This is a genomic window from Streptomyces sp. NRRL F-5755 (assembly GCF_001279365.1).
Classification (GTDB): Bacteria; Actinomycetota; Actinomycetes; order Streptomycetales; family Streptomycetaceae; genus Streptomyces; species Streptomyces rimosus.
On sequence record NZ_LGCW01000295.1, the window covers coordinates 192,628 to 218,228 of the forward strand.

Annotated in this window: 26 protein-coding genes and 1 pseudogene; 8 read left to right on the forward strand and 19 right to left on the reverse strand. The window is 73.0% G+C overall.

Annotated features, from left to right (window positions below; genetic code table 11):
* Positions 1–54: 54 nt before the first annotated feature.
* Positions 55–285 carry a phosphopantetheine-binding protein gene (locus tag ADK86_RS32015; RefSeq protein ID WP_030589087.1) on the reverse strand — a complete coding sequence of 77 codons (231 nt, stop codon included), beginning with the start codon at positions 283–285 and terminating at the stop codon, positions 55–57.
* A 122-nt stretch (positions 286–407) separates the two neighbouring features.
* A complete protein-coding gene (locus ADK86_RS32020) occupies positions 408–1,385 on the reverse strand; it encodes an ABC transporter substrate-binding protein (RefSeq protein ID WP_053699730.1) in 978 nt (325 codons plus the stop codon).
* A 142-nt stretch (positions 1,386–1,527) separates the two neighbouring features.
* On the opposite strand from ADK86_RS32020, the gene ADK86_RS32025 reads away from it, so the two are divergent.
* The gene (locus tag ADK86_RS32025) at positions 1,528–2,616 is read left to right on the forward strand and encodes a FecCD family ABC transporter permease (protein WP_420718892.1); all 1,089 of its coding nucleotides are present in this window, start codon (positions 1,528–1,530) and stop codon (positions 2,614–2,616) included.
* Entirely contained in the window at positions 2,613–3,770 is a 1,158-nt protein-coding gene (locus tag ADK86_RS32030) for a FecCD family ABC transporter permease (RefSeq protein ID WP_107088614.1), read from the forward strand. The genes ADK86_RS32025 and ADK86_RS32030 overlap by 4 nt, the downstream gene beginning before the upstream one ends.
* A 56-nt stretch (positions 3,771–3,826) precedes the next feature.
* Here ADK86_RS32030 and ispH read toward each other — a convergent pair whose 3' ends face one another.
* The 4 genes from ispH to ADK86_RS32050 all read right to left on the reverse strand — a co-directional run bounded on the left by ispH (position 3,827) and on the right by ADK86_RS32050 (position 8,283).
* Positions 3,827–4,825: a 4-hydroxy-3-methylbut-2-enyl diphosphate reductase gene (gene ispH, locus ADK86_RS32035; protein WP_053699731.1), complete on the reverse strand. Its 999-nt coding sequence runs from the start codon at positions 4,823–4,825 to the stop codon at positions 3,827–3,829.
* Positions 4,826–5,238: 413 nt separating this feature from the next.
* The gene (locus tag ADK86_RS32040) at positions 5,239–6,636 is read right to left on the reverse strand and encodes a hypothetical protein (protein ID WP_053699732.1); all 1,398 of its coding nucleotides are present in this window, start codon (positions 6,634–6,636) and stop codon (positions 5,239–5,241) included.
* A gap of 387 nt (positions 6,637–7,023) precedes the next feature.
* Positions 7,024–7,800 carry an SDR family NAD(P)-dependent oxidoreductase gene (locus tag ADK86_RS32045; RefSeq protein ID WP_053699733.1) on the reverse strand — a complete coding sequence of 259 codons (777 nt, stop codon included), beginning with the start codon at positions 7,798–7,800 and terminating at the stop codon, positions 7,024–7,026.
* Positions 7,801–7,968: 168 nt separating this feature from the next.
* Positions 7,969–8,283 carry a hypothetical protein gene (locus ADK86_RS32050; RefSeq protein ID WP_053699734.1) on the reverse strand — a complete coding sequence of 105 codons (315 nt, stop codon included), beginning with the start codon at positions 8,281–8,283 and terminating at the stop codon, positions 7,969–7,971.
* A gap of 243 nt (positions 8,284–8,526) precedes the next feature.
* Here ADK86_RS32050 and ADK86_RS41640 point away from each other — a divergent pair.
* Positions 8,527–8,963: pseudogene (locus tag ADK86_RS41640) on the forward strand (pyridoxamine 5'-phosphate oxidase family protein).
* 82 nt (positions 8,964–9,045) lie between these two features.
* On the opposite strand, the gene ADK86_RS32055 reads toward ADK86_RS41640, so the two are convergent.
* The 4 genes from ADK86_RS32055 to ADK86_RS32070 all read right to left on the reverse strand — a co-directional run bounded on the left by ADK86_RS32055 (position 9,046) and on the right by ADK86_RS32070 (position 11,520).
* Positions 9,046–9,855 carry an SAM-dependent methyltransferase gene (locus ADK86_RS32055; protein ID WP_053699735.1) on the reverse strand — a complete coding sequence of 270 codons (810 nt, stop codon included), beginning with the start codon at positions 9,853–9,855 and terminating at the stop codon, positions 9,046–9,048.
* A gap of 108 nt (positions 9,856–9,963) precedes the next feature.
* Positions 9,964–10,614, reverse strand: coding sequence for a hypothetical protein (locus tag ADK86_RS43985; RefSeq protein WP_199834509.1), 651 nt, complete (start codon positions 10,612–10,614; stop codon positions 9,964–9,966).
* Entirely contained in the window at positions 10,611–11,054 is a 444-nt protein-coding gene (locus tag ADK86_RS32065) for a hypothetical protein (RefSeq protein ID WP_053699736.1), read from the reverse strand. Before ADK86_RS32065 ends, ADK86_RS43985 begins: the two co-directional genes overlap by 4 nt.
* Positions 11,055–11,298: 244 nt before the next feature.
* Positions 11,299–11,520 carry a hypothetical protein gene (locus ADK86_RS32070; protein WP_003981743.1) on the reverse strand — a complete coding sequence of 74 codons (222 nt, stop codon included), beginning with the start codon at positions 11,518–11,520 and terminating at the stop codon, positions 11,299–11,301.
* Between the two features lie 115 nt (positions 11,521–11,635).
* Between ADK86_RS32070 and ADK86_RS32075 the strand changes: the two genes are divergently transcribed.
* Both ADK86_RS32075 and ADK86_RS32080 read left to right on the forward strand, forming a co-directional pair.
* Positions 11,636–12,181 (forward strand): YrhB domain-containing protein, encoded by a 546-nt coding sequence (locus tag ADK86_RS32075; protein WP_053699737.1) that lies wholly within the window; start codon positions 11,636–11,638, stop codon positions 12,179–12,181.
* A gap of 149 nt (positions 12,182–12,330) precedes the next feature.
* Positions 12,331–13,125, forward strand: a complete 795-nt coding sequence (locus ADK86_RS32080; protein WP_053699738.1) for a GNAT family N-acetyltransferase — start codon at positions 12,331–12,333, stop codon at positions 13,123–13,125.
* A gap of 10 nt (positions 13,126–13,135) precedes the next feature.
* Here the strand turns inward: ADK86_RS32080 and ADK86_RS32085 are convergent, their stop codons facing one another.
* The 3 genes from ADK86_RS32085 to ADK86_RS32095 all read right to left on the reverse strand — a co-directional run bounded on the left by ADK86_RS32085 (position 13,136) and on the right by ADK86_RS32095 (position 17,370).
* Positions 13,136–13,678 carry a GNAT family N-acetyltransferase gene (locus ADK86_RS32085; protein ID WP_053699739.1) on the reverse strand — a complete coding sequence of 181 codons (543 nt, stop codon included), beginning with the start codon at positions 13,676–13,678 and terminating at the stop codon, positions 13,136–13,138.
* Between the two features lie 298 nt (positions 13,679–13,976).
* A complete protein-coding gene (locus ADK86_RS32090) occupies positions 13,977–16,619 on the reverse strand; it encodes a SpoIIE family protein phosphatase (RefSeq protein WP_199834510.1) in 2,643 nt (880 codons plus the stop codon).
* Between the two features lie 160 nt (positions 16,620–16,779).
* Positions 16,780–17,370, reverse strand: coding sequence for a TetR/AcrR family transcriptional regulator (locus ADK86_RS32095; protein WP_053699740.1), 591 nt, complete (start codon positions 17,368–17,370; stop codon positions 16,780–16,782).
* 109 nt (positions 17,371–17,479) lie between these two features.
* Here ADK86_RS32095 and ADK86_RS32100 point away from each other — a divergent pair, with 109 nt between their 5' ends.
* Positions 17,480–18,331, forward strand: coding sequence for a class I SAM-dependent methyltransferase (locus tag ADK86_RS32100; RefSeq protein ID WP_053699741.1), 852 nt, complete (start codon positions 17,480–17,482; stop codon positions 18,329–18,331).
* A gap of 27 nt (positions 18,332–18,358) precedes the next feature.
* Here ADK86_RS32100 and ADK86_RS32105 read toward each other — a convergent pair whose 3' ends face one another.
* Both ADK86_RS32105 and ADK86_RS32110 read right to left on the reverse strand, forming a co-directional pair.
* The gene (locus tag ADK86_RS32105) at positions 18,359–18,997 is read right to left on the reverse strand and encodes an HAD family hydrolase (RefSeq protein WP_234346142.1); all 639 of its coding nucleotides are present in this window, start codon (positions 18,995–18,997) and stop codon (positions 18,359–18,361) included.
* Positions 18,998–19,082: 85 nt separating this feature from the next.
* Positions 19,083–20,033 carry a GlxA family transcriptional regulator gene (locus ADK86_RS32110; RefSeq protein ID WP_030589139.1) on the reverse strand — a complete coding sequence of 317 codons (951 nt, stop codon included), beginning with the start codon at positions 20,031–20,033 and terminating at the stop codon, positions 19,083–19,085.
* A gap of 271 nt (positions 20,034–20,304) precedes the next feature.
* Between ADK86_RS32110 and ADK86_RS32115 the strand changes: the two genes are divergently transcribed.
* Together ADK86_RS32115 and ADK86_RS32120 are read left to right on the forward strand one after the other, a co-directional pair.
* Positions 20,305–20,772: a hypothetical protein gene (locus tag ADK86_RS32115; RefSeq protein ID WP_053699743.1), complete on the forward strand. Its 468-nt coding sequence runs from the start codon at positions 20,305–20,307 to the stop codon at positions 20,770–20,772.
* Positions 20,769–21,062 (forward strand): hypothetical protein, encoded by a 294-nt coding sequence (locus ADK86_RS32120; protein WP_053699744.1) that lies wholly within the window; start codon positions 20,769–20,771, stop codon positions 21,060–21,062. Before ADK86_RS32115 ends, ADK86_RS32120 begins: the two co-directional genes overlap by 4 nt.
* A gap of 28 nt (positions 21,063–21,090) precedes the next feature.
* Here the strand turns inward: ADK86_RS32120 and ADK86_RS32125 are convergent, their stop codons facing one another.
* The 4 genes from ADK86_RS32125 to ADK86_RS32140 form a co-directional block, all read right to left on the reverse strand.
* A complete protein-coding gene (locus tag ADK86_RS32125; protein ID WP_053699745.1) occupies positions 21,091–21,777 on the reverse strand; it encodes a phosphoribosyltransferase in 687 nt (228 codons plus the stop codon).
* A gap of 61 nt (positions 21,778–21,838) precedes the next feature.
* Positions 21,839–23,188, reverse strand: a complete 1,350-nt coding sequence (locus tag ADK86_RS32130) for an erythromycin esterase family protein (RefSeq protein WP_199834511.1) — start codon at positions 23,186–23,188, stop codon at positions 21,839–21,841.
* Positions 23,178–23,858: a dienelactone hydrolase family protein gene (locus tag ADK86_RS32135; RefSeq protein WP_053699746.1), complete on the reverse strand. Its 681-nt coding sequence runs from the start codon at positions 23,856–23,858 to the stop codon at positions 23,178–23,180. The genes ADK86_RS32130 and ADK86_RS32135 overlap by 11 nt, the downstream gene beginning before the upstream one ends.
* Before the next feature lie 153 nt (positions 23,859–24,011).
* Complete coding sequence (locus tag ADK86_RS32140; RefSeq protein WP_234346143.1) at positions 24,012–25,505, reverse strand: PLP-dependent aminotransferase family protein; 1,494 nt, start codon at positions 25,503–25,505, stop codon at positions 24,012–24,014.
* Between the last annotated feature and the right edge of the window lie 96 nt (positions 25,506–25,601).

The following is a 25,601-nucleotide window of genomic DNA, read 5'->3' on the forward strand; positions in this document are numbered from 1 at the left end:
CCGGGCCGTCCGTACCGGTGTCGCGGACGCGCGCTCCGGTGTCGACCGGCGCCGTCACGAGGCGACGCCCAGGATGCGGGCCCACGCCTCGATGGCGGGCTGCTCGGCGAGGTCCACGAAGCCGGCCCGGGTGTCGTGGTCGCGCCGCCAGCGTTCCAGGAGCGCCATGATGCGGACCGAGTCCATGCCGTAGTCCACGAGGTTCTCGTCCACCGGGATGTCGGCCGGGTCCTCGCCGAGCACGTCGGCGACGTCCGCGCGCAGGTGATCGATGGTCAGTGCCATGGCGTGTCGTTCTCCTTGAGCGTGTGGCCGGCGGGGCCGGCCGGGAGGGGGCCGTACGTCGGCGGACGGCCGCGGGGCGGGCGCCCGGCCGGGCGCTGCCCGGCCGGTGGCGGCGCGGTCCGTTACTTGGTCATGGCCTGGTGAATGTCCTCCAGGACGGACATGGCCGCCAGACCGCCGCCGAGGCTGGTCCACTTCGAACCGTCGATCTCGGTGGCGTGGCCGTCGCGGACGGCGCCGAGCTGCCGGTAGGCGGGCTTGTTCTTCAGCTCGGCGAACAGGTCGGCGTCCTTGCCCTTGGCGGCGAGGGTGCCGATGAACAGCCAGTCGCCGTCGATCTGCTTGATGTCCTCGTCGCTGATCGGGGTGGAGTGGCCCTGGCCGCGCTCGTTCTGGATGCCGGGCCGCTTGAAGCCGAGGTCCTTCAGGACATCGCTGATGAAGACGCCCTGCTGCATCACGGCGGTGCCCTTGGCGGAGTAGCGGGCGACGGAGACGGTGGCGCCCGCGTGCGCGCCCAGCTTCTTCTTCAGCCCGGCGACCTTGGCGTCGTAGCCCGCGACGAAGCTCTTGGCCTCGTTCTGCTTGCCGAGGGCCCGGCCGGTGAGGTCGAGGGCCTTCTTCCAGTCCTTGTCCTTGCCGATGGTGACGACGGTCGGCGCGATGGCCTTCAGCTGCTGGAGCACCTTCTGGTCGGCGAGCTGCCCGGCCAGGATGACGTCCGGCTTGGCGCGCAGCACCTTCTCGATGTCGGGGCCGGTGACGGCGCCGACGACCGGTATGCCGTCCGCGCGCCCGGCGAGGTATTCGGGGGCGCCCTTCTGGCCGCGGCCCGCGGTCAGCCCGACCGGCTTGACCCCGAGCGCCAGCGCGGAGTCGAGGTCCATCTCGCTGAGCGCGACCACCTTGGCCGGCTTGGCGGGCACCTCGACCTCGGCGCCGGTGGCGTCGGTGACGGTGACCTTGCCGGCGCCGCCGGTCTTCGCCTTCTCCGAGCCGCCGGCCCCGTCCCCTCCGCAGGCGGTGAGGGCCAGCGCCAGGGCGGTGGTGACGACGGCCGCCGCGGTCGGGCGGACGCGCGGCGAGGGGTGCGTGGACATGTCTGTAGTCTCCGAGTCGTGAAGTCCGGCGCCGGGGCGGCGTTTGACGGAACGGTTGTTTCGGGGCATGCCGGAAATACCAAGGCGTTCGGTCCTGTCGGGCGACAGAAACCCCGATCGATCCTTAGGTTAGGCTAACCTTATGTTGGTTGCGCAAGAGACCGGGGCCCCTGTAGGCGGCACCGAGCCCCCTCCGCCCCGGCCGCCCGGACCCCGCCGGCGCATCCTGACCGCCGCCGTCGCCCTGACCGCGCTGCTGGCCGTCCTGATGGTGCTGTCCCTGCTCATCGGCACCGGCTCCAGTCCCGTCGCGCGTGCCTGGGACTTCCTCCTGGGCGACCCGTCCGCCCGCGCCGACGCCCAACTCCGGCTCGCCGTCCTCGACGTACGGCTGCCCCGCACCCTCGCCGCCGTCCTCGTCGGCGTCTCCCTCGGCGCAGCAGGCTGCCTCCTCCAGGCCGTCACCCGCAACCCTTTGGCCGAAACCGGACTGCTCGGCGTGAACTCGGGCGCCGCGCTCGGCGTCGTCATCGGCCTCACGTACTTCGGGGTGCGGTCGTCGTACGCCCTGCTCGGCTGGGCGCTCGCCGGAGGGATGGCCGCCAGCGCCGTGGTCCTGCTCCTCGCCGCCTCGGGCCGGGCCGCGGCGTCACCGCTGCGGCTGGTGCTGGCCGGCTCCGCGCTCGGCGCCACCTTCCACGGCATGACCTCCTACGTCCTGCTCAGCACCCAGTCGACCTTCGACACCTTCCGCTACTGGACCATCGGCTCCCTGGCCGGCCTCAAGACCTCCGACACCTACCCGCTGATCCCGCTCATCGCCATCGGCCTGCTGGTCGCCTTCGGCGCCGCCCGTCCGCTGGCCGCCCTGGCGCTCGGCGACGACGGCGCGCGGGCGCTGGGGCACCGCCCCGGCCTGATCCGGGTGGTCGTCGCCGGGGCGGTGACGCTGCTGGCCGGGTCGGCGGTGGCGATCGCCGGGCCGATCGCCTTCCTCGGCCTGCTGGCCCCGCACGCCGCCCGCGCCGTCACCGGCCCGCGCATGGCGGCGCAGCTCGCCCTGTCGGCCCTGATCGCCGCCGATGTGATGATCGCGGCCGATATCTTCGCCCGGGTCGCCATCCGCCCCTGGGAGACCCCCGTGAGCGTCCTCCTCGCCTTCGTCGGCGGACCGTTGCTGATCTGGATCGCCCGCTCCCGGCGGCTGTCCACGGCGGGAGGCACGGCATGACGGACCCGACGGCGAAGGGCCGGGCGGCCCGTATCCCCTCCCCCAGGCCGCCCGCCGAAACCGGCCCCCATACGGACCCGGCCCCCTCCACGGCTTCCGCACCTCCCCCGGACGTCACCCCGCCCGACAGCCTCGTCCTGCGGACCGGCGCCCTCTCCTGGCTGTTCCCCCGCCGCGGCGCGCTGGTCGCCGTGGCGCTGGGGCTGCTGATCCTGGTCCTGGTCGCACTCGGCACACTCGCCAGCTCCACCGGCATGGGCTTCGCCGAAACGCTCTCCGGCCTGTTCGGTACGGGCGATCCGGCCACCGTGATGCTGGTCCAGGACTTCCGGCTGCCGCGGATCGCCGTCGGCGTCATGGTCGGCGCGGCACTGGGCATCGCCGGCTGCCTCACCCAGACGCTGGCCGGCAACCGGCTCGCCACCCCCGACATCATCGGCGTGAACGAGGGCGCCACCGCGGCCGTCGTCGCCTCCGTCGTCGGCTCGTCCACCGGCATGATCGGCGAGTGGTGGCTCGGGCCGGTCGGCGCGGTGCTGGCCGCCGCGCTGGTCGTGCTGTGCGCGGGCGGCGCCGGCCACCGGGGCCACCGCGTCCTCGTCGTCGGCATCGGCGTCTCGACCGTCGTCGGCGCCGTCACCGACCTCGTGATGTCCCGCCAGAACGACAACACCGCGGGCGGCGTCTTCCTGTGGACGGTCGGCAGCCTCAGCGGCCGCGACTGGTCGGTCGGCACACCGCTGCTGCTGGTCCTGCTCGTCCTGCTTCCGTTCGCCCTCGCCACCGGGAACCGGCTGCAACTGCTGCGCTTCGACGACGACACGGCCGCCGGACTCGGCGTGCCCGTCCGCCGCATCCGCGCCCTCGCGCTGGCCCTCGCGGTGGTGCTCTCCGGCGCGGCGGCGGGCATCGGCGGCCCCATCGCCTTCGTCGCACTGGCCGCCCCCGTCCTCGCCGACCGCCTCGGCGGCCGGTCGCGGGTACCCGTACTGGCCTCCGGGCTGGTGGGCGGCGCCCTGATCGCCGGGGCCGACGCACTGGGCCGGGTGATCGCCCCCGTCGAGATCCCCGTCGGCGTGATCACCAGCGTGCTCGGCGGCCCCTTCCTGCTGTGGGTACTCTTCCGCCCGGAGCGGGGGACGGGGCGGCGGTGACCCGGTGGGGGCGGGCATGGCCGTACGGGCGGACATCGCCATACGGCCGAGCCGGCTCAGAACCCGCGACCGTCCCCCCACCAAGCAACCGCAGCGGGCCCCCACTCCGGCCCACCCCCCTCGGCACGAATGACCTCGACATCATCGAAGCCATACGCGGCAAGCCGGTCCAACGCCTCGGCAACCAGAATCTCCGGCACCGAAGCGCCGCTGGTCAGCCCCACGATGGACATGCCCCGCAGCCAGGCCGGGTCGATCTCCTCCGCGCAGTCGACCAGATGGGCCGCGGGCACACCGGCCAGGACCGCCGTCTCGGCCAGCCGGGCCGCGGCGGCGGACTTCCGTGAGCCGATCACGAGTACCAGGTCGCAGACGCCGGACAGCCGTCGCACCGTCGCCTGCCGGTTGCGCGCCGCATAGCAGATGTCGTCGCCGGGCGGGCCGAGCACCGCGGGGAACCGTGCCTTGAGCGCGTGGACGGTCACCGCCGTCTCGTCCACCGACAGCGTCGTCTGCGACAGCCAGACCACCCGCCCCTCGTCCGCGACCCGGAGGTACGGGACGTCGTCGGGGCCGCCCACCAGGTGGACGCGGTCCGGCGCCTCACCCAACGCGCCGAGCACCTCCTCGTGCCCCTCGCGGCCGATCAGGAGGATGTCATAGCCCTCGCGGGCGAACCGCCGGGCCTCCACGGGGACCTTGGTGATCCGCGGGCAGCTCGCGTCGACGGTGGTGAGACCGCGCCGCGCCGCCTCGGCGTGGGCCTCGAAGGCGGTCCCGTGCTCCGGGAGGACCAGGACCGCGCCCTCGGGCACCTCGTCGGCCGCCCCGACGAAGACCGCTCCCCTGCGCTCCAGGGCGCGGACCACATGCGCGTTGCGGACGGTCTGCTGACGGACGTACACCGGCGGCCCGTACCGGTCCAGGGCCTTCTCCACGGTGACGACGGCACGGTCCACCCCCGCGCAGTAGCCGCGGGGCGAGGCGAGCAGGACCCGCCCGGGTCCCGCGGTCGCGGCGGCGGAACGGGCAGCGGACGATACGGAGTACGTCATGGGGTCCTCACGGTGGCGATGGTGGCGAGCTGGTACGGCGCGGCCCGTACGGCCGACGGGAACGGGGGCCTTCGAGGGAGTCGTGCGTTCCGGGCGCGCCGTATTCCGGCCTCCGGCCGCGTCCCGTGGGGCGGATGACGCGGCCGGAGAGTTTGTGCGGTCCCCTGACCGGGGTGCTCGGCACGGACGGCTCCGGCCGCTCCCCCACATTTCCCCTTTCCCGTTACCGCGGCTCCCTTTACAGCGACGACCGGACATCCGCATGGGCGAACCTCTCCGGCCCGTCCGTGGAAATCGCGGTGTCACTCCATGAGTTCACGCGCCGAAAGGCCCTCATTCCGGTTCGGCGACCGCAGCGTGTTGAACGTGTTGTGCGGCAATGGCGCAACAACAGGCGTTCGCACGCGCGGCATTCACTCCGGATTCCGTACGAACGCGTCCACCCGGCGCAACAGGGACCGGACCGGTCGGCGCGTGGCGTGCACCCGCAGTTCCCCGCGCAGCCCGGCGAGAATGCGGTCGGCGCGGCCGGAGCGCAGGTGCAGGTAGTCGTCGAGGAACCGGTGCCAGGTCGCGCACGCCTCCTCCAGCCGGCCGTCGCCGAGGAGCAGCCGGGCGATCTCCGCGCGGGTGAGCGCGCAGGGGAGGTACGCGGTCGCCGAGCGCTGCTCCAGGGACGCGCGCAGGGCGGTGATCGCCGCCGTGCGGTCCCCCAGGAGCGCCAGCGTCCGCCCCTTCCGGCAGGCGAGCGCGGCCCCGGAGGAACCGGGTACGCAGCGCCCTGACGTGCGCCGATCGGACATCTCGTACTGCTGCCGCGCCACCTCCGACAGGGAGGCCAGCGCGCGGCGGCGGTCCCCGACCGCGGCCTGGGCGAGCGCGAGTTGGGCCAGCAGCGGCGCCCGCACCTCGGGGGGCGCGTCGGCCGTGGCGATGCCGAGGGCCGCCACGGCCAGGCGCAGGGCCGTGCGGCGGTGGCCGAGGTCAAGGGCGTGGCCGCTCATGCTCCGCAGCACGACGGCGTACGTCGTACGGTCACCGGCCTCGGCGGCCAGGAGGAGAGCGGCACGGTGATAGTGCTGGGCCGCGCCGTTGCACACGTCGTCGACGTACATGCCGGCGAGCACATGGACCAGCCGCGCCGCCTCGGCCAGCAGCGGGAGGTACATACTCTCGGGGCCTCCCGCATGCAGCCGGGGCACCACATCGTCGTGGAGATAGGACACCAGGGCCGAACGGGCGTGGCGGCCGCCGAAGTCACCGGCACGGCGGAAGAAATCCGTGGCGCTGCGCAGTCCCGCGGCGCCTCCCGGGCGGCCGGTGTCTTTCCGCGACAACGGCCGCTCCGTAACGGCGCTTTCGGCGCTCCTTCCCGGCCACACCGGCGCATCGATTTCCACGGCGTTGTAGACGGACTGCTGCACCAGACGCCGCCGCGCGGGGTCGGCGTCCATTCCGCACAGCGTGGCCAGCAGCGGCACCGCGCGCCTTTCCCCGTCGGCACCCTTCCGCACGTACGCGTCGAGGCTGTCGAGGACATCAGGGGCGGCGGATTTCCCCATGCCCAATGCTCCGAGGGGAACGGGACGGCGGAGTTTGCGGGTGAACGCCTCGGCGATCAATTCCCTGGTACGCGGGCGGGGAACCGACCCGGCCAGCCAGTGCGCCACCGAGGTGCGGTCGTAGCGCAGCCGTATACCGTTCTCGGCACCGAGCGCGTTGACGTTCCTCGCCAGGGCTTCATAGGTCCAGCCGGCTGCCGAGAGCAGCGCCCGCAGGGCATCGTTGGCTGCGCGACGGTCGGCGGCCATCCCCCTCCTCCAACGCGTGGAACCGCACCAGGGTTGCGCCGCGACCCGGGCAGCGTCATACAGCTGAACGCCCGTCGTCTTGGCAGGTGTCCCGCACCTCCGTGTCCGGCCGGGAGGACTTCGCAAGCCGTCCCGCCGGTGCGCAGGCACCGGTCAGCGGGGACTCGGCGGCGGCACGCGTGGCAGTCGTGCGACGCCTTCTGACCAGGCGGATGCAGGGAGCACTCTTCGTCTGGCGCGATGCCCACGCACGGTGAGCGATATTCCTACATTCGCTCTATCGGGCAATTACTAATATGAGATGAGACCACTGGGTTTCCGCGTACAGGAGAAGGCACCCGCACCGGGTTTCCGCCCGTCGGGCGCCGTACCACCGCGTCCGCCCCCTCAGAAGATACGGGGCTGGCCGGACGACGCGCTCAGGCCGCCGTCGACCGGGATGTGCACGCCGTTGACGAACCGGGCGTCGTCGCTCGCCAGGAACGCGATGACATCGGCGACCTCCTCGGGCTCGGCGGGGCGCCGCATCGGGATGCGCTGCCGGAACGCGGCCACCAGGGACTCGTCGGCGAGCAGGGGCCCGGCCATCTCCGTGGCGGTGAGGCTCGGGTGTACGGCGTTGACCCGTATGCCCTCGGCCCCGTGGTCGAGCGCCATGGCGTTGGTGAGGTTGACCACCGCGCCCTTCGCCGCGTTGTAGGCGGCCAGGCCCCAGTCCCCGCCGAGGCCGGAGACCGACCCGACGTTGACGATGCTGCCGCCGACGGCACGCAGATGCGGTACGGCGGCCCTGGACATGTAGAAGGTGCCGTCCACGTCGACGCTCATGATCCGACGCCAACCGGCCGTGTCGGTGTGCTCGACGGTGCCGCCGGTGGCGACCGCCGCGTTGTTGACCAGCACGTCCAGCCGGCCGTGGTCGCCGGTCACCGCTTCGACCAGAGCGGTGACCGCCGCTTCGTCGGAGATGTCCGCCACGTGCGCGACGACGGTCGAACCGTCGGGCGCCCCGGTGACCGTCCGGCGCAGCTTCTCCTCCGTACGCCCGACCGCGACGACGGTGGCGCCCTCGCGTGCGAAACGGTGCGCCGTGGCGGCACCGATCCCGGACCCGGCGCCGGTGACGATCACGACCTTGCCGGCGAAGCGCCCCTCGCTGCTCATGATCAGTTTCCCCTCAAGTGGTGCAGACCTGAAAGCTGTTGCCCAGGGAACCGACGGGCCCGGCTTTCTGTTCCCGTCCGCACCGGGCACCGCGGCCCGCACCGCACATCACAGGACGCCGGCGCCAAGGAGCTGACGCCGGCGTCCCGGAACCGGGGGAAAACCCTCTCAGCCGAGGCCGGTCATGATGCGCCCGACGAGCTCCCGGTTGCCCGCGGGAATCGCGGCCATGCCCAGGTCGGGAGTGTTGGTGTTCGTGTCCGCGGCAGCCGTGTCCTTCTTGGTGCCGGTGGTCGCCGTGTCCTTCTTGGTGCCGGTGGTCGCCGTGTCCTTCTTGGTGCCGGTCTGGCCGTTCGTCTTACCGGCCTGGCCGTTCGTCTTCGGCGGTGTCCCGGGGTCGTCGGTCGCTCCCGCGACGGGGGCTCCGGCGACGACGGTAACCGCGGCCAGCGCCGCGCCGGCCAGGGTGAGACGTATACGCATGCAGATCGCTCCTAAGTCGTGAACCAGCTACGTACGTCTTCAGCACACCCGCTCCCGCCGGCCGCCGCATGCCGGCGGAGGCAGCCGGGTGGCCCGGGGGTGATCCCCCGGATGGCGGTGTCCAAGGACGGCCGGACGGTGCTCGGCAAGCGCTTCGCCGCAGGTCAGCGGCCCAACCGCCGCACCGGCCGCCCCTTTCCGAGCCCTCAAGCAAGGTAACCCTCCCCCACCCCCGCCGGCGACATACTGCCCCCCGGCCCCGCCGACCGCTGCCGGTCGCCGTTCTGCCTGGTCTCCACGTCCGACGCACAGGGCAACTGCGACGTCTCCCCACACGGCGACCTGCCCGGTTTCACCCAGGTCCTGGACGCCACCACACCGGCCCTGCCGGACCGGCCGGGAAACCGGCGGGCCGACACCTTCCACAACGTCCTGGAGAACCCGCACGCCGGGCTGCTCTATCTGATACCGGGCGGCAAGGACGTACTCCGCATCAACGGCAGGGCACGCGTCCTCACCGACGCGCCGTTCTTCGACGCCATGACGGTCCGGGGGGCAGCGGCCCACGCTCGCCCTGCTCCTCGACATCGACGAGATATACCTGCGTGTACCTGCACTGCCCCGCGTCGCTGCGGCGCTCCGGCGTGTGGGAGCCGGAGATCTGGAGCGCCTCCGGCTGACCGGCGCGGGGGCCGGTGCGGGGCCGGAGGCGCGGACGGCCCGTAGGGGCCTACGAGCCGTACGGGCTATGGAACATGCGCGTCAGGCGGTCTTGCGGGCGACCGCCCCGTACATGGCGATGTCCCGGTCGTCGACCGCTTCCTGGTCGGCGTCCGGGCGCCAGTGGTGCACCTGCGTCAGCCCCGGGGCGACGAGGTCCATCCCTGCGAAGAACGCTTCCGCCTCGGCCCGCGTCCGCAGCTTCATCGGCATGCCCCGGCCGGCGTACTCGTCGGCGACCCGGTTGACCTCGCGCGGCGCGAAGTCGGCGGTGCCGATCGTCATGGCCACGAAACTGCCCGCGGGCAGCGGCTCCAGAAGGCGCCGCACCAGGCTGTGGTCCTCGGGCGGGAGCATGAAGTGCAGAATGCCGATGATCATCAGGCCGACCGGCTTCCGCAGGTCCAGCAGCTCCTGGAACTGCGCGGAGCCGATGATGGCCTCGGGGTCGCGCATGTCCGCGTCGACGTACGCGGTCCGGCCCTCGGCGGAGCCGGTCAGCAGCGTCCGCGCGTGGGTCAGCACGATCGGGTCGTTGTCGACGTACACCGCCCGCGCGTCGGGCCGTATCTCCTGGACCACCTCGTGCAGGTTGGGCGAGGTGGGCAGCCCGGTGCCGATGTCCAGGAACTGCCCGATGCCCTCCTCCTGGGCGAGGTAACGGGCGGCGCGGTGCATGAACTTGCGGTTGGCCCGCATGTGCACGGGCAGCGCCGGCCACTCCCGGCACATCGCGTCGCCGGCCTCGCGGTCCACGGCGTAGTGGTCCTTGCCGCCGAGGATGTAGTCGTACACACGCGCCGAGTGCGCCGTACCGGTGTCGATACGGTCCGCCGGGTATCCCTGGTCCAACACCCTTGCTCCTTACGGTCATACGGCACCACGACGGTCCGGTGCCAGGGGGAGTCTAGGCTGCGGCCGATCAGCGCCCTTCCAGTGGCCTGCGGTTTTACCGGCTGCCTACCAGTCGGTGAGGTCGACCACGCGTGCACAGTGCGGATCGTCGGCGCCGGTCGTCGTGAGGCGCTGTTCGTCGAGCAGCGACGGCAGGGCCGCCAGCAGCGCCGTCAGAGCGCCGCCGGGACGTACATCGGCGGCCGTCACCCCGGGGGGAGCCTCCTCGGCGTCGAGATAGAGACGCAGCCGGTCCGGGGCCAGGAACAGGAAGCCGCACAAACGCGCCTCCGGGGGTTCCTCGGTGGAGGGGGAGGCGAGACAGCGCAGGAGCGTGAGGCTCCAGTCGTCGTTGGTGAAGGGGGCCGGTGTCACGGTCGCGGGGTCCACGGTGAACAGGGTCATTCCCATGACGGTGCCGACCCTGTCGCGGGGGTAGATGTGGGTGCCCGTGTGAACGGTACGCAGGAGGGCGGCGATGTCGTGCGGTGTGCGCAGCGCGTCGCCCGTACGCAGGGGGATCTCGTATGCGGTGAGCCGGTCCGGGGCGTACTCGCCCTTGTCGCCGAGCACGACGCGCACGGCGTCCGTCGCGGAAGGCGCCGGGAGGACGCCGCGTACGTACTGGTCCTCGACGAGGGGCGCGTCCACGTGGTGGATCAGCAGGCCCGCGATGTCGGCCTGCTGCTCCACGATCTCTTCCCGCTCGTACGTCACTGATTCACCCAGTTCGGACACTTCTGCATGCCCTTGCAATAGGCGGTGATCACGCCGATCGTATTCCCCTTCCCGGCGTCGTAACGCTTGTCGTCCGTCTTCCGCGCGTAGCGGGCCTTGACGATGATGGTCACCCGACCGTACTGGCGGTTCGAGGCAATGCCCTCGTACTGCAGGTTGGCCCCGTTCTTCTTGTCGACCTTGCCGCCGATCGGAATGTTCAGCAGATCGCACTTGCGGATGTTGTGCCGTCCGGTGAAGTGGTTCCAGCCCAGTTCGGCGTTGCCGATGCGCGTCGGTATCTCCCGGCCGTCGGGGTCGACCGCGCTGCACCTCTCCTTCTTGTTCCACCACGGTGCCGCGTTCGCGGGCGCGGCGGCCCCGGCGAGGAGGATCGTTGCAGCTGCGACGGGTGACAGAAACGCCGTGATCTTCTTCATGGCCCGACTGTGACATGCGCTTCCGCCGAATGCCACGCTCGCCCTGTCACCACATAACAAGCCTTCGTCGGGCATTTCGTGGGGCGTTGTGTCGGGCGTCACTTCGGGTGGTGCTTCGAGCGGCGCTTCGGGCGGCGTTTCGGGCGGCGTTTCGGGCGGCGCTTTTCGGTGCGGGCTTCCGCCGGGTCTGATCGCCGGGTCATATCGCCAGGCCTGATGCCCGTCACGTCTGGGGGGGGCGGCGTCAGTGCTGCCCGGCATCCCACCCGCGGTCGCCCGACCAGTCCACCCACGTCGGGTCATCGAGCAGCGACACCCCTTCCGGCAGCCCGGCACGCCGCAGAAACTCCTCCACATCGGCGTCCGAGTACGCCACGCCCAGGTCGGTGTCGAGCCCGGCCGTACGCACGGAAACCCGCCGGCCGCCGCTCGCGGACGGCCGGTGCACGGTGATCGGCGCAGTCATACCCCCAGCCTGGTCCCGCTCCCCGGCGACCGCGACCCGGCACCGGCCCGGATTCGGCCAACCGGCGGCCGCCGCCGCGGAGTGGGGGCGGGTGGGCGTGCGAGAAACTCACAACATGATCGAACGCGAATCCGCCATGCGTACCGTCCAGGAAATCCTGGACCTCGAAGACCCGGGACGGCTGCTGGTGACCGGCGCCGAGGAACACGAACTGGTGTGGATCGTCGGCTTCCAGTCCGCGGAATTCGTCCGCTCCGGCGACTACCGGGACTTCTTCGTGGGGCACGGCCCCTATTTGGTCGACCGCGTCGACGGCAGCGTGCATGCCGTCGGATCGGCAGCCGCGTTGAACAGGGAATGGGAGCATGACTACCGCACCCGCATCCGGGGACTTCCGGTACGGACGGCGGTGGACGCATTGCACGAGGAACTGCGCGCAATCCTGGCGGCACACGGCCGTATCCCCGCCATGCGCCTGCTACGCACCCGAGTCCCCGCCCTCAGCCCCACCCAAGCGGCCACCTACACGACCGCCCTCCATTCCGGCCCTCCCCCGGCCGCTCTCGCGGCCATCGTCACCAAAGCGCTCGTCCCGGAACCGAATCCCGTCCATGGCGTATGGACGGTCCGCGCGGCGTCCCCGGAGGCCGGACGCCCGTAGGCCGGCATCGCGGCTCGGCATCGCGTCCGGCATCTCGGTCCGGCGTTGGCGATGTTGACGGCAGCGACCGGCCGACGACGCGGCGAGTCCTCGCGAGGCCCGCGCCATAACCGATTGCCGAACGCGCACCCCGGTGGTCTCATTCGCGCATGGATCACGACGCGATGCTTGCGGTGTTCGACGACCGGATGAGGAAGAACGCACCGCCGGACGCCCCCGGCGCGTACGTCGAACGGGTAGGGGACGTGGTGCGCCAGACGGGCCCGGACACCGCCTGGAACGGAGTGCTGTGGTCCGCGCTGGACCGGTCCCGCGCGGACGAGGCCATCGCGGAGCAGATAGGCCACTACACGGCGCTCGGGCGGGAATTCGAGTGGAAACTGTACGGTCACGACCAGCCGGACGACCTCGCCGACCGGCTGGAGGCCGCCGGATTCGTCCCCGAGGAACCGGAAACCCTCATGGTCGCGCGCATCGCCGACCTCCCCACCGACAGCGCACTCCCCGCGGGCATCGAACTGCGCCCGGTGACGGACGCCGCCGGCGTGGAGCTGATGGCGCAGGCCCAGGAGGAGGCGTTCGGCAGGGACAGCACCCGGCACCGGCAGCAACTCCTGGCACAGCTCACCGAGCGGCCGGACACGGTCGTCGCCGTCGTCGCCATGGCCGGTGACGTCCCGGTGAGCGCGGCCCGGATGGAACTGGTGCCGGGCACCGGCTTCGCCGGGCTCTGGGGCGGCGGAACGGTGCCCGCCTGGCGCGGCCGGGGCATCTACCGCGCCCTGATCGGCTTCCGCGCCCGCATCGCCGCCGAACGCGGCTACCACTACCTCCAGGTCGACGCGTCCACCCAGAGCCGCCCCATCCTGCAGCGCCTGGGCTTCACCGCCCTGACCACCACGACTCCGTACGTGTACCGACCCCGCCACGCCACGTATTCCTGATGCGGCGCCATCAGAGAGGCGCGAGGATCATGAGGATCTCGTCGCGGTCGTCCCCGGGAGCCAGGCGCAGTGCGTCGGGCCAGCGGCCTATTTCCTTCCAGCCGAGCCGTCCGTAGAAGCGTTCCAGCCCCACTCCGCCGCGTGCGGCCAGGTGCAGGTGTTCCAGGTCCATCTCGTCCCGGGCGACCTGCTGGGCCAGTTCCATCAGCGCGACACCGATGCCGCGGCCGCGGACGCGGGGGTGGGTCTGGACGTGGTGCAGGGTCCCCCAGTGTGCGATGAGGGCGAAAGGGTCGCGGCGTAGGTTCAGCCAGCCCGCCACCTCCCCCTCGGACAGGGCCACGAGCAGGCGGCAGGTGTCCGGGGCGAGGCTGGTGAGGATGGCGTCGAGGGCGGGCGCCGCCTGCCGGTCGTCGATGGGCGGGAACGGGAAGCCGGCCGCCCCGCCGGCGTTGGTGACATCGACCCAGCAGTCGATCAGGGCCTGGCGGAGCCGGTCGTCGACCATATGGGGCGATACGAACTGGCGCAGTTCAAGAGAGTCGTCGTGCATCCCGGGAGTGTGGCACCAGCCACTGACAACAGCGCTGGCCGATCAGCGAATGCGCCACGCGGTCGGACGGCGGGGTCCCGCGCCCGAGTGCCCGGCCAGGCGCGGGCCCCGACAAGTCCTCACCTCGCGTGAGCGTTCGGCTTCCTGCGGGTCGTGGTCGAGGAGCACTTCCCAGTCCAGGTGCGTGGTTTGGGCCGGTGCGTGCAGGCCGGCAACAGCACCGTGCCCCGGCTCAGCCCGTCCCGGGCGGGGCGGCGACAACGTGGGCGCAGCACACCCACGGCCCCCACCCACCCCCTCACCCCCGCGGCACCGGCCGCAGAGCCAGCAGCGCGATGTCGTCGGCGCTGTCGGCGCTCAGCCCGATGAGGAGTTCGTCGCAGAAGACGTCGAGGGGTTCGCGGGCCAGGGCTGCGGTGTGGCGGCGGAGCCGGTCCATGGCGTGGTCGAGGGATTCGTCGCGGCGTTCGATGAGACCGTCCGTGTACAGCAGGACGGTCGAGTGGGCCGGGAGGGCGTCGGTGGCGCAGGGGCGGGGCATGTCCGGTTCCATGCCGAGCAGGAGGCCCGAGCCTCCGTCGAGATAGCGCGTGTCGCCTTCGTGTGTGGTCAGCAGCGGCGGCAGGTGCCCGGCGGAGGAGTGCTTCAGTTCCCATGGGCCGCTCGCGGGGCCCGTGACGAGGGCGTAGATGCAGGTGGCGGTGGCCTCTTGGGAGAGGCTGTGGTTCGCGATGTCCAGTCGGCGCAGCACCTCGTCGGGCGGCTCCTCCCGGTCGATGGCGATGCCGCGCAGCATGCTGCGCAGCTGGCTCATGGCGACGGCCGCCTCCAGGTCGTGCCCGGCGACGTCACCGATGACCACGGCGGTCTTCCCGCCGGGGACCACGAAGCTGTCGTACCAGTCGCCGCCGATCTGGGCGGTCGTGGAGGACGGCGCGTAACGGGCGGCCATCTGGAGGTGCTCGATCTCGGGCAGTACGGGCAGCAGGGAGCGCTGGAGGCGCTCGGCGATGTGCCGGGTCTCCTGGTAGAGGCGCGCGTGTTCCACCCCGAGGGCGAGACTGCGGACCAGGTCGCCGATCAGGAGCAGGGAGTCCTCGGTGAAGGGCCGGTTCCGGCCGGTACGGACGAGGGTCAGGGCGCCGAAGACCGCTCCGCGGGTCCGCAGCGGCGCGACGACGGCGCTGTTCGCGCCCACCCGCTCGAACAGCTCGACATAGTGCGTGTCGAGCGGGCTCCTGACGTCGCTCGGCTCCGGCGGCCCGGTGAGCAGCAGCGGCCCGGCGCCGCGCAGCACCCGGGCCAGCGGCCCCCGCGCGGCCCCCGTCACCGGCGGGAGCCGGCCGGCGTACGCCTCGGCCGGCAGGGGCGTGGGGCTGTGGTGCGCGACGCAGAACCGCTCCAGCTGGTCGCAGTCGTTGAGCAGGTCCACCACGCACCAGTCGGCCAGCCGCCGTGTGAGGATCTGGCAGACCCGTTGCAGTCCCTCGTCCAGGTTCGGGGTGCTGCTCAGCGACTCCCCGATGTCGGCCAGCAGTCTGCGCTCCCGCGCCGCTCCGCCGTCCGCCTCGCCCGCCGCACTCGTCGCGATGCGCTCGGGGCCGCCCTCCAGCAGGTCCGGCCCGCCGGGCCGCTCCGGCGACGCGGCCCGGCTCTCCCCCGGTGACAACGGCGCGGGGACGGGCGGGGCCGTTCTGGGGGCGAGTTGCGCGACGAAGACCGTACGGCCGTCCGCGGTGCCCTGGGCCTGGATGAACAGCCGTACGGGAACCAGCCGGCCGTCCCGGTGCAGCGCCGGAAGCGGTACGGAGCGGCCCAGGATGTGCGGCCGCCCGCTGCGCAGGAGCCGGGTGAACGCCGCCATGTGGCGCTCCCTCAGGTGCTCCGGGACGAGCACGGTCAGCCGCTGCCCCACCAGTTCGCCCGTCTGCCAGCCGAGCATGTCCGCTGCGGGCCCGTTCGCCACGATGATGCGGTTCTCGTCGTCGGCGGCGATGGTGGGGACCCGGCTGGCCCAGGCATGACTGGCGTCCCAGGGCACCAGGTCCGAGGTGCTGGCGCTCGGCTCGCGGGGGATCACGGTCCACGCGGTGGGCGGCCCGCCCGCGAACTGGCCGGTGATCTGGTCGAACAGCCACTGCCGGAAGACGCGGTTCTGGGGCAGCGACGGCCAGACCAGCAGACGTTCGTCCCGGGCCAGCCTCTCGGCGGTGTCGAGGACCTGACGGAGCGTCGGCAGGGCCTGCGCGACGTCCGCCGGAAGGGTCACGTTCAGGGAGTGGCCGTGGGTGACCGACGGCTGTTCCTCCAGCGCGGCCGTCATACCGGCGACGAGTACGTTGTTCATGTCATGGGCGATGGCGAGGTCTTCCGGGCGTACACCGGTGTCCGTCCCGGCGAAGGCGGCGAGGGTCAGCTCCCGCAGCAACGCGTGCTGGTGCCTCTGGGCCGCCAGGTAGAGCGCGCCCGGCAGGTCGACGAGGGACGCCGTACGGGTGGGGCCGCAGTCCGGGGCGGCGGTCTGCCATCCGGACGGCGGGGGCGGTCGCCCGTCGCGCCGCAGCGCGAACCACACCGCCTTGCCCTCGTCGCCGGAGTCGACCCCGTAGGCGGACGCCAGTTGCTCGACCAACGCCAGCCCCTGCCCCGGTCCGGGGTACGGAAGGGACCGCTGCGGCACCAGCGCGCGGCACGGCCGCCGGTCGCCGATCCGCACCCGTACCTCGCCGTCGAGACCCCGGGCCGACACGTCGACCTCCGTGCGCGCGTGCAGCACCGCGTTGGTCACCAGCTCGCTGACCAGCAACTCGGCGGTTTCCACTGCGTTCGGGTCAGCCCCGGCGAGCGCGGCCCGCACGAAGTGCCGGGCCGACGCCACGCTCTCCGGCCGCGGCGGAAAACTCCGCGAGGACGCCTCCTCCGGCTGACTGATGTGGTCCATGCCGCCAGTGTGCTGCACACGGCTTCCCGAGGCTCTGCGCTACGGAGCGAGTTCCGCCGACCCGCTCGCGGGAATCCGCCGACCGGGTGAGCGGGGCCGGTGCCCGGCCGCCCGGAAGGCTCCCCGGCGGCCACCGCGCATCACTCCAGGAAGCCCCCGCCTACCCCCGTACAACCCCGCCCATCACCGCAGCCACCACCTTGCGCACCGCCTCCTCCTCCGGCCGCTCCCCCATCCGGTCGGCGAAGAGCAGATGTCCGCTCCCGATCAGCGTGGGGGCGAGGCTGTCGATGTCGGTGTCCGGCGCGATGCGGCCCCGTTCGCGTTCGGCGGCGAGGTAGCAGGCCAGGGCGGCGGCGGCTTCGGTGAGCAGGGGGATGCCGGTCGGCGTGGTACGGCGCAGCCGTGCGCGCAGTTCGTCCCGCGAGGTGACGAGGCCGACGATCGCCACCGCGACCGGCCCGAACAGCTCCGTCAGCGCCTCGGTCAGGTGGCCGACGACGGTCCCGGCCCCGGCGGCATCGCGCAGCGCGGCGGCACGGCCGTCCATCCGGGCGATGCGGTCCCGTACGAGTTCGGCGAGGAAGGCGTCGAAGTCGTCGAAGTGCCGGTGCAGCACGCCCTTGGCGCAGCCCGCTTCCGTGGTGACGGCGCGGCTGCTGAGCGCGCTGGGCCCGTCGCGGAGCAGGACGCGTTCGGCCGCGTCGAAGAGCTGCTCGCGTGCGTCGCGGATGGCCACCCCTGTCGGCACCGTGAGTCTCCGTTTCCGTGCGCCGGGGCGTACCCCACGCACCTCGTGTATCTCCGCTTGCCCCGCATACCCGTTGACGAGTGGGCACTCGCCCACTCATAGTGGGCACATGCCCACTATACCGTCGGAGGGCTCGCTCCCTCCTGCCCGGGAACCGTCCCCCCGCCCCGCTCCGGAGCCGTACCGGCACCGCGAAGTGGCCGAATCGTTCGGCACGGACGCCGAACGCTACGACCGGGCCCGCCCCCGCTACCCCCGGGCCCTGATCGACCGGATTCTCGCCGCCGCGCCCGGCGCCGGCGTGCTCGACGTCGGCTGCGGCACGGGCATTGTGGCCCGGCAGTTCGCGGCGGCCGGGTGCCGGGTGCTCGGGGTCGACGCGGACGCGCGGATGGCCGGACTGGCACGGCAGTACGGGCTCGAAGCCGAGGTCGCCGCGTTCGAGGCGTGGGACCCGGCCGGCCGGACCTTCGACGCCGTCGTCTCCGGGCAGACCTGGCACTGGGTGGACCCGGTGGCCGGGCCCGCCAAGGCGGCACAGGCGCTGCGGCCCGGCGGTCTGCTGACCGTGTTCTGGAACGCGGGCAGTCCCCCGCCCCGACTGGCGGCGTCCTTCGCCGACGTCTACCGCCGTCTCCTGCCCGACTCGCTCGCCGCCCGCCAGTGGTCGGCCTCGGCCGTGGACGGGTACGCAGCGCTGTGCGCGAAGGCGGCCGACGGCATACGGGCGGCGAACGCGTACGGCGCTCCGGAACAGTGGCGCTTCGACTGGGAGCACACGTACACCCGCGACGCATGGCTCGACCAGGTCCCCACCACCGGCAGCCACACCCGGCTCTCCCCCGCCGAACTGGAAAAGGTGCTCGCGGGCATCGGCGCGGCCATCGACGCGGCGGGCGGCAGCTTCACGATGCGGTACAGCACGCTGGCGGTCGCCGCGAGGCGGAACGAGATCAGCTGAGCCGGTCAGTACGTGGGCCGCTGCCGCTCACCCCAGCAGCGGCGCCACCGCCTCCCGCAGCTGACCGATGTGCCGGTAGTGCAGGCCCGCCATGCCCACCGCCCGGGCCGCGGTGACGTTGCCGGGGCTGTCGTCGACGAACAGACAGCGGCGCGGTTCGGCCCCGGCCCGGCCGGCGGCCGTCGTGAAGACGCGCGGGTCCGGCTTGGCCACGCCGATACGGGCACTGCTGACCACCGCGTCGAACGCCTCCGCCAGCCCCACGGCGGCGAGGTATGTCTCCAGCCGGGTGGTGGCGTTGGAGACCAGGACCACCGGCACCGTGCCGCGCAGCGCGGCCAGCAGGGCCACGACCTCGGTGTCCACCCGCCCGGTCAGCGCGCTCCACGCGGCGACCAGATCGCGGGCCCGCCCTACCGAGCCGCAGGCCGGTGCCAGGCCGTCCGCGACCCGGCGCCGCCACTGCTCGTCGCTGAGGTGTCCGGTGACGGCCGCCTCCAGCAGCCCGGCCTCGAACGCCACCGCGGCCAGGGTGCCTTCGGCCAGCCCCCAGGAGCGGTCCAGCGCGGTCATCCCGTCCGGGTCCCACAGGTTCACGACCCCGTCGAAGTCGCACAGCACCGCGTCGTACGCAGGCGCGTCCATGTCCATGGCAGGCAAGTCCATGACAGGTGATCGTGCCATCTGCTCCCGGCCCGCCGGCATCACCCCGTACACGGCTCGAAGAAATGCACCGGACGTCCGGCCGCCCTCAGGACCCGTTGGCCCGGAACGCCGACCGGTACGACTGCGGCGTCACCCCGACGACGCGCTTGAACCGTTCGCGGAACGCGGTGGGCGAGCCGAAACCGGCCTGGGCGGCGATGCGTTCGACGCCGTGGTCGGTGGTCTCCAGCAGGAACTGCGCCCGCCGCACCCGGGCGCGCAGCAGCCACTGCAACGGTGTGGTACCCGTCTGCTCCCGGAAGCGTCGGCTGAACGTCCGCTCGCTGAGCCCGCTGCGCGCGGCCAGTTCGGCGAGGGTCACCTCCTGGGCGAGGTGGTCCTCGATCCACTTGAGCACCGGCTCCAGCAGCGAGCCCCGCGGCACCGGCGGCCGGGCGTGCACGATGAACTGCGCCTGTCCGCCCTCCCGTTCGAGCGGCACGACCGCCAGCCGCGCCGAGTCGGCCGCGACCGCCGAGCCGAAGTCCCGCCGGATGAGGTGCAGGCACAGGTCCATCCCGGCGGCGGCCCCGGCCGAGGTGAGGATCTGGCCGTTGTCGACGTAGAGCACGTCCGGCTGTACGTCGACGCGCGGGAACCGTTCGGCCAGCAGGTCGGCCGCCACCCAGTGCGTGGTCGCACGCAGCCCGTCCAGCAGCCCGGCCTCGGCGAGGATGAACGCGCCCGTGCAGATGGAGGCGATACGGGTGCCCGCGGCGGCGGCCGCGCGCAGCGCGTCGAGCACCTCCGGGGCGGGCGGCGCGGCGGCCTCCGAGCAGCCGGGCACGACCACGGTGTCCGCGTCCCGCAGCGCCTCCAGGCCGTGCGGCGCGATGATCGTGAAAGCCTCGGAGGCCACCTGGGGTTCCGGTGCGCAGACCCGGACCCGGTACGGGTTGCGCCCGTCCGCCAGCCGGGCGCGCCCGAACGAGTCGATCGGGCAGGCCATGTCGGCCGCCACCACCTGGTCCAGCACCAGGACCGCCACCGTATGCATGCCGGACACGGTAAGCGAGAAACCGCCGTTCACAAATGCCCAGGTGTCAGGGCTGGGCCGGCGGTTGCCGCAGGCAGGGCCCGGTGGCGGGAACCCGTTGGAAATTGTCATTTCAGCCCCTGGGGTGCCGGTCGAGGCCCGGCCTAGCCTGGCGCGGCACATTCCCGGGTGGTCGCGCAAAAGCGCACCGCCCGCCCCTGAGCGACGAGAAGGAGCATCCCGCCATGCCCGTGTCTGCCGACAAAGCCACTGAGCGGTCCGGAGCCGTGCGGTGACCAAGTTCCTCCTCGCCGTCCACGTGCTGGCCGCGATCATCGCGGTCGGGCCGGTGACCGTGGCGGCCAGCATGTTCCCCGCGGCCGTCCGCCGCGCGCAGGCGGCCGGGCCGGACGCCGCGGGCCGGTCCGGCGTACGGCTGCTGCACCGCGTCTGCCGCGTCTACGCCGCCCTCGGCATGGCCGTGCCGGTGTTCGGCTTCGCCACCGCCAGCAGCCTCGGGGTCCTCGGCGACGCCTGGCTGATCACGTCGATCGTGCTCACCGCCGCCGCGGCCGGCGTGCTGGCGCTGCTGGTCCTGCCGGGCCAGGAGCGGCTGCTCGGCCGGCTCGACGGTTCCGGGCCGCCCGTGGACCGCGGCGCCACCGCGCGGCTGGCCATGCTCACCGGCACGTTCAACCTGCTCTGGGCCGTGGTGACGGTACTCATGATCATCCGCCCCGGCTCCACCACGGGAGCGTGACCGTGCGCCGCGACCGCCGGGCCCTGCGTATCGCCGCGGCCGTAGAACTCGCCTCGCTCGTCGTCCTGCTGGGCAACCTCGCGACCGCGCACCTGCCCGCCATCTCCTCCCTGGCCGGCCCGCTGCACGGCTGCGCCTACCTCTTCACCGTGGTCGCCACCGCCCGCGATCCACGCCGTACCGCCACGGCCGTCGGCCTGTCCCTGCTGCCCGGCGTCGGCGGCATGCTGGCCGTACGGCGCCTGACGCGGGGCGCGGAGCGGGGTGATCCGGTCCCCGTACGGGAATGACGTCGGCCGGAACCGGCTGTACCGCCCGTCACGCCACGGAAGACGACGTCCCCAACAGCGCGATCACCTCGTCATCGCTCACCTGCCCGAAGTCGTCGTACCACTCGCCGACCGCCCGGAAGTGGTCCGGCTGGTGCAGGACGAGTACGCGGTCGGCCTCCTCGGACAGTTCGCCGACGGCGTTGCGGGAGCCGACAGGTGCGGCCAGCGCCAGGTGGGCGGGCTGCCGGCGGCGCAGATGGCGCAGTGCGGCGAGGGCGGTGAGGCCGGTGGCGAGGCCGTCGTCGACGAGGAGCACGGTCCGGCCGGTGATGCCGGGCTCCGGGCGGCCGCGGCGGTACAGGTCCTCGCGGCGGTGCAGCTCGGTGCGTTCCCGGGCCACGGAGGGGGCGAGTTCGTCCTCGGCCAGGCCCAGGAACTGCAGGGCCCGCCGGTCGAAGACGGGCGGCTCCTCGGCGACGATGGCGCCGATGCCGGTCTCGGGCGAGCCGGGTACGCCGATCTTGCGCGCCACCAGGACGTCGAGGGGCGCCCGGAACTCCCGGGCGACCTCGGCGGCCACCGGGACGCCGCCGCGCGGCAGGGCGAGGACCAGCGGGTCGGCCGCCCCGTACGGCCACGTACCGGCCTCGGTGGCACCGGCCGTGTCGTCGTCCGGTGATCGCAGCCACTGGGCGAGGGACCGGCCTGCGTGCCGGCGGTCGGTGAAGCGCATGGTGTTGCTCCTTGCCCTCGGTCGGGAGGGGCGCTCGGGGTCGGTGGCGGTGGGCCGCGGGTCACTGGCCGGTGGGCCAGGTCTCGGCCTCACCGGTGGCGGACGGCTCGGCGTGCAGCGGAGTCAGGGCGTGGGTGCGGTCCAGGTACAGGAAAGCGTCGTATCGCTGGTCGAGCGTGGTGGACACGTAGTTGGCGAACGCCTCGCGTTCCGGCCGGTAGACGACGCCGATGGCCCGGTGGTCGCGCCGTACACCGGACCAGGAGGCCGGGCGCGGCACCTCCGGGTGCAGGCCGGTGGCGGCGTCCCGCGGCGGGAAGACGAACAGGGCCCGCTTCTCGGGAAAGACCTGGTGGAGCAGTTCCTCCACGCTGCCGGGACGGGCCTCGGGCACGGTCAGGGCCCGGGGTGTGGCTCCCCATTCGCTCCCGGCGACGACCGACCCCTGGTACGAGCCGAAGCCGACGAGCACGACACCGTCCGCGGAGTGCCGTTCCCGTACGAGCTGCCCGATGTTCACCAGTCCGGCGCCGGCCATGTCGGTGGCCCGCGCGTCGCCGACATGGGTGTTGTGGGCCCACACCACCGCTTTGGCGTCCGGGCCGTGGTGGGCCGTCAGCCGGTCGAGGGTGTCGGCCATGTGGTGGTCGCGGATGTTCCACGACTCGGGCCCGCCGTGGACCACCGACCGGTAGTACCGCTCCGCCCCGGCGAGGGTCTCGGCGTTCTGGAGGGCGGCGAGTTCCGCGACGGACGAGGTGTCCTCCGGGCGCCGGGCCCGTTCGCGCAGCGACACCAGGAGGCGGACCACTTCGGGTTCGCACCCGGAGGGCAGCATCCGGGTCGCCAGGGCGTAGGACTGCGGGTCCTGCTCGTACGGTTCCAGGCAGCGGTACGCCTCCACCGCCTGCTCGACGTGGTCCGGGTGGTGTTCGCGCAGGTAGGCCAGCACCGCGTCCAGCGACTCCCACATGCTGTAGACGTCCAGGCCGTAGAAGCCGACCCGCTCCCGCGGCGGAAGGCCGGTGTTGTGCTCGCGCAGCCACCGGGCGAAGCGGGCCACGTCGGTGTTGGCCCACATCCAGCGCGGCCAGCGGCGGAAGCCCTCCAGGGCCGCCTGCGGGTCCGCGGGCGCGCCGGGCTCGGCGGTGACCGAGCAGTGCAGGTCGAGGCAGTCGGGCCAGTCCCCCTCGACGGCGACGAAGGAGAACCCCTTCTCCGCGATCAGCCGCTCGGTCAGCCGCGCCCGCCACCAGTAGTACTCGGCGGTGCCGTGCGACGCCTCGCCCAGGAGGACGTAGCGGGCGTCGCCGATCCGGTCCAGCAGCGGGTCCAGCGCGCCGGGGTCCGGCAGCGGTACGGCCGTCCCGCGGATCAGCTCCAGGTCCGACGCCGCCGGTTCAGCGGACATCGCCGCCGCTCCCGTGATTGCCCGCGGGCGCCGGCGGGTGCAGGAACCAGTTCCGGGCGGACTCGGTCACCTGCTCCAGGGTCCCGGGCTCCTCGAAGAGGTGGCTCGCGCCCGGCACGATCTCCACCTCGCAGGGCGCCTGGAGCCGGGCCGCCGCCTCGCGGTTCAGCCGCAGTACGTCGGTGTCCAGCTCGCCGACGAGCAGCAGCACGGGCGCCCGTACGTGCTCCAGCGACTCCTCCGCCAGGTCGGGCCGGCCGCCGCGGCTCACCACGGACCGGACCCGCGCGGGCCGCCGCTCCGCCGCCACCAGAGCCGCCGCCGCGCCCGTACTCGCGCCGAACAGGTGCAGGGGCAGCTCCCGGGTCGCCGGGTGCTCGCTCAGCCAGTCGACCGCCGCGACCACCCGCTCGGCCAGCAGGGGGATGTCGAAGCGGTGCTTGCGGGAGACGGCGTCCTCCTCGGCCTCCTGCGGGGTCAGCAGATCAGGCAGCAGCGAGGCCAGGCCGGAGTGGCGCAGCGCGAGGGCGACCGCGCGGTTGCGCGGACTGCGCCGCGAGCTGCCGCTGCCGTGGACGAACAGCACCACGGCGCGCGGTGAGTCCGGCAGCTCCAGATCGCCGTCGAGCACCACCCCGCCGGGTGCGGACACGGTTTCCTGCGTTGTCACTGCATCCTCCTTCCGGCACTGACTCCGGACGGCACCGGCCGCACGCGCGCACACCCGGGCCGGACCGTTCCTCCTCGGCCCTGAGGGTTCCTCACGGCCCGCCGGGCAAACAAACGCCCACCTGCCTTCGTCACGTACCGCGCCACGCGCTTCTTATCCTGTACGCCGCACCGGGTTCCGCCTATCGGCCGAGCGCTCGTCCGCCCGGGCCGTCACACCGGCACCGGCCGGAGCGCCGCTGCCCCGGCCGCCCCCGTACGCGTGCCAGGCCACCGCCAGGCGGCGTACCGCCTCGGTCAGGTCGTCCGGCGCGGCGAGGAAGTGAAGACGGACGTGCTCCGTGCTCGCTCCGGAGGCGTCCAGTCCGCTGCCGGGCAGTACGGCGACTCCGTGCCGCAGGGCCGTCTGCGCGAAGGTGTCCCCGTCGCCGTGGGGCAGCCGTACCCATAGGGTCTGGCCGCCGCCGACCGGCCGGGCCTGCCACTGCGGCAGCCGCCGCGCCAGCTCCGCGAGCAGGTGATCGTGACGTGCCCGGCGGTCCGCCGCCGTGTCCCGGCACCACCGCTCCAGACCGGGCAGCAGTTCCGCGGCGGCGAGCTGCGCGGGAAGGTTGCCGCCCAGGTCATGCACCGCGCGCAGCCGCGCGAGGCGGTCCACGACCGCTTCCGTGGCCCGTATCCAGCCGATACGCAGCCCGCCCCAGACACTCTTGCTGAGCGACCCGACGGTGATGACCGTCGCGCCGTACGCCGCCAGCGGAGGCGGCGTGTCATGACCGGGAAAGGACAGCTGAGCGAGGACCTCGTCGTCTATCAGCGGCACACCGGCCGCCGCGGCGGCGACGGCGAGCCGACGGCGTGCCAGCGGCGGCAGTACCGCGCCGGTCGGGTTGTGGTGCGTGGAGACGACGTAGGCCAGATCGGGGCGGTGGGCCGGCGAGCGGACCGCCGTCTCGAAGCCGTCCAGGCCGACGGGCAGCGTCCGCAGCGAGGCGGACCGCTCACGGAACGCCTCCAGCGCGCCCGGATACGTGGGCGCCTCGACCAGCACCTCGCCGCCGGGCCCGACAAAGGCGCGGGCGAGCAGGGACAGAGCCTGCTGGCCACCGTTGGTGACGAGGATCTGCTCGGGGGCGGTCGGCACCCCACGGCGCGTGTAGTGGTCGGCGACAGCGCGGCGCAGCCGCGGGTGGCCCGACGGGTGGTAGCCGATGTCGCCCGTGAGCGTGGCCAGTTGGGCCACGGCCCGCTCGTACGCGGACAGGAGAACCGGCGGAGGCGCGGCGGGCGCGGCACACGCCAGCAGGATCACGTCGGCGTCCTGCCGCTCCAGCAGATGAAGGAAAACCGGCGCCCCAGTCGTCTCGCGGTTCCGGTCGCGCGCCGGACCGGCCACCCGGGTGCCACTCCCCTGGCGCCGCACGATCCGGCCTTCCGTACGCAGCTGCTCGTACGCGGCGACAACGGTCCCGCGCCCCACCGCGAGCGCGGCGGCCAGCGACCGGTCGGGCGGCAGCACGGTCCCCGGGGCGAGTTCCCCCTGATCGACGAGGCGCCGCAGCCGCGCGGCGAGCAGGAGGTACAGGGGACCGCGGCCGGCCGACCACCGGCCCAGGCGGTCGGCGAGTGCGGTGGGGGCCATGGTCATGGGCGTCGTCTTTCGATGCGGTGGTGGTGGATGCGGAGAGGACAGTCACGTCCTTGTAGGGGGTGCGCGCTCGCGCGGGGAGGCAGGCCCTCGCAT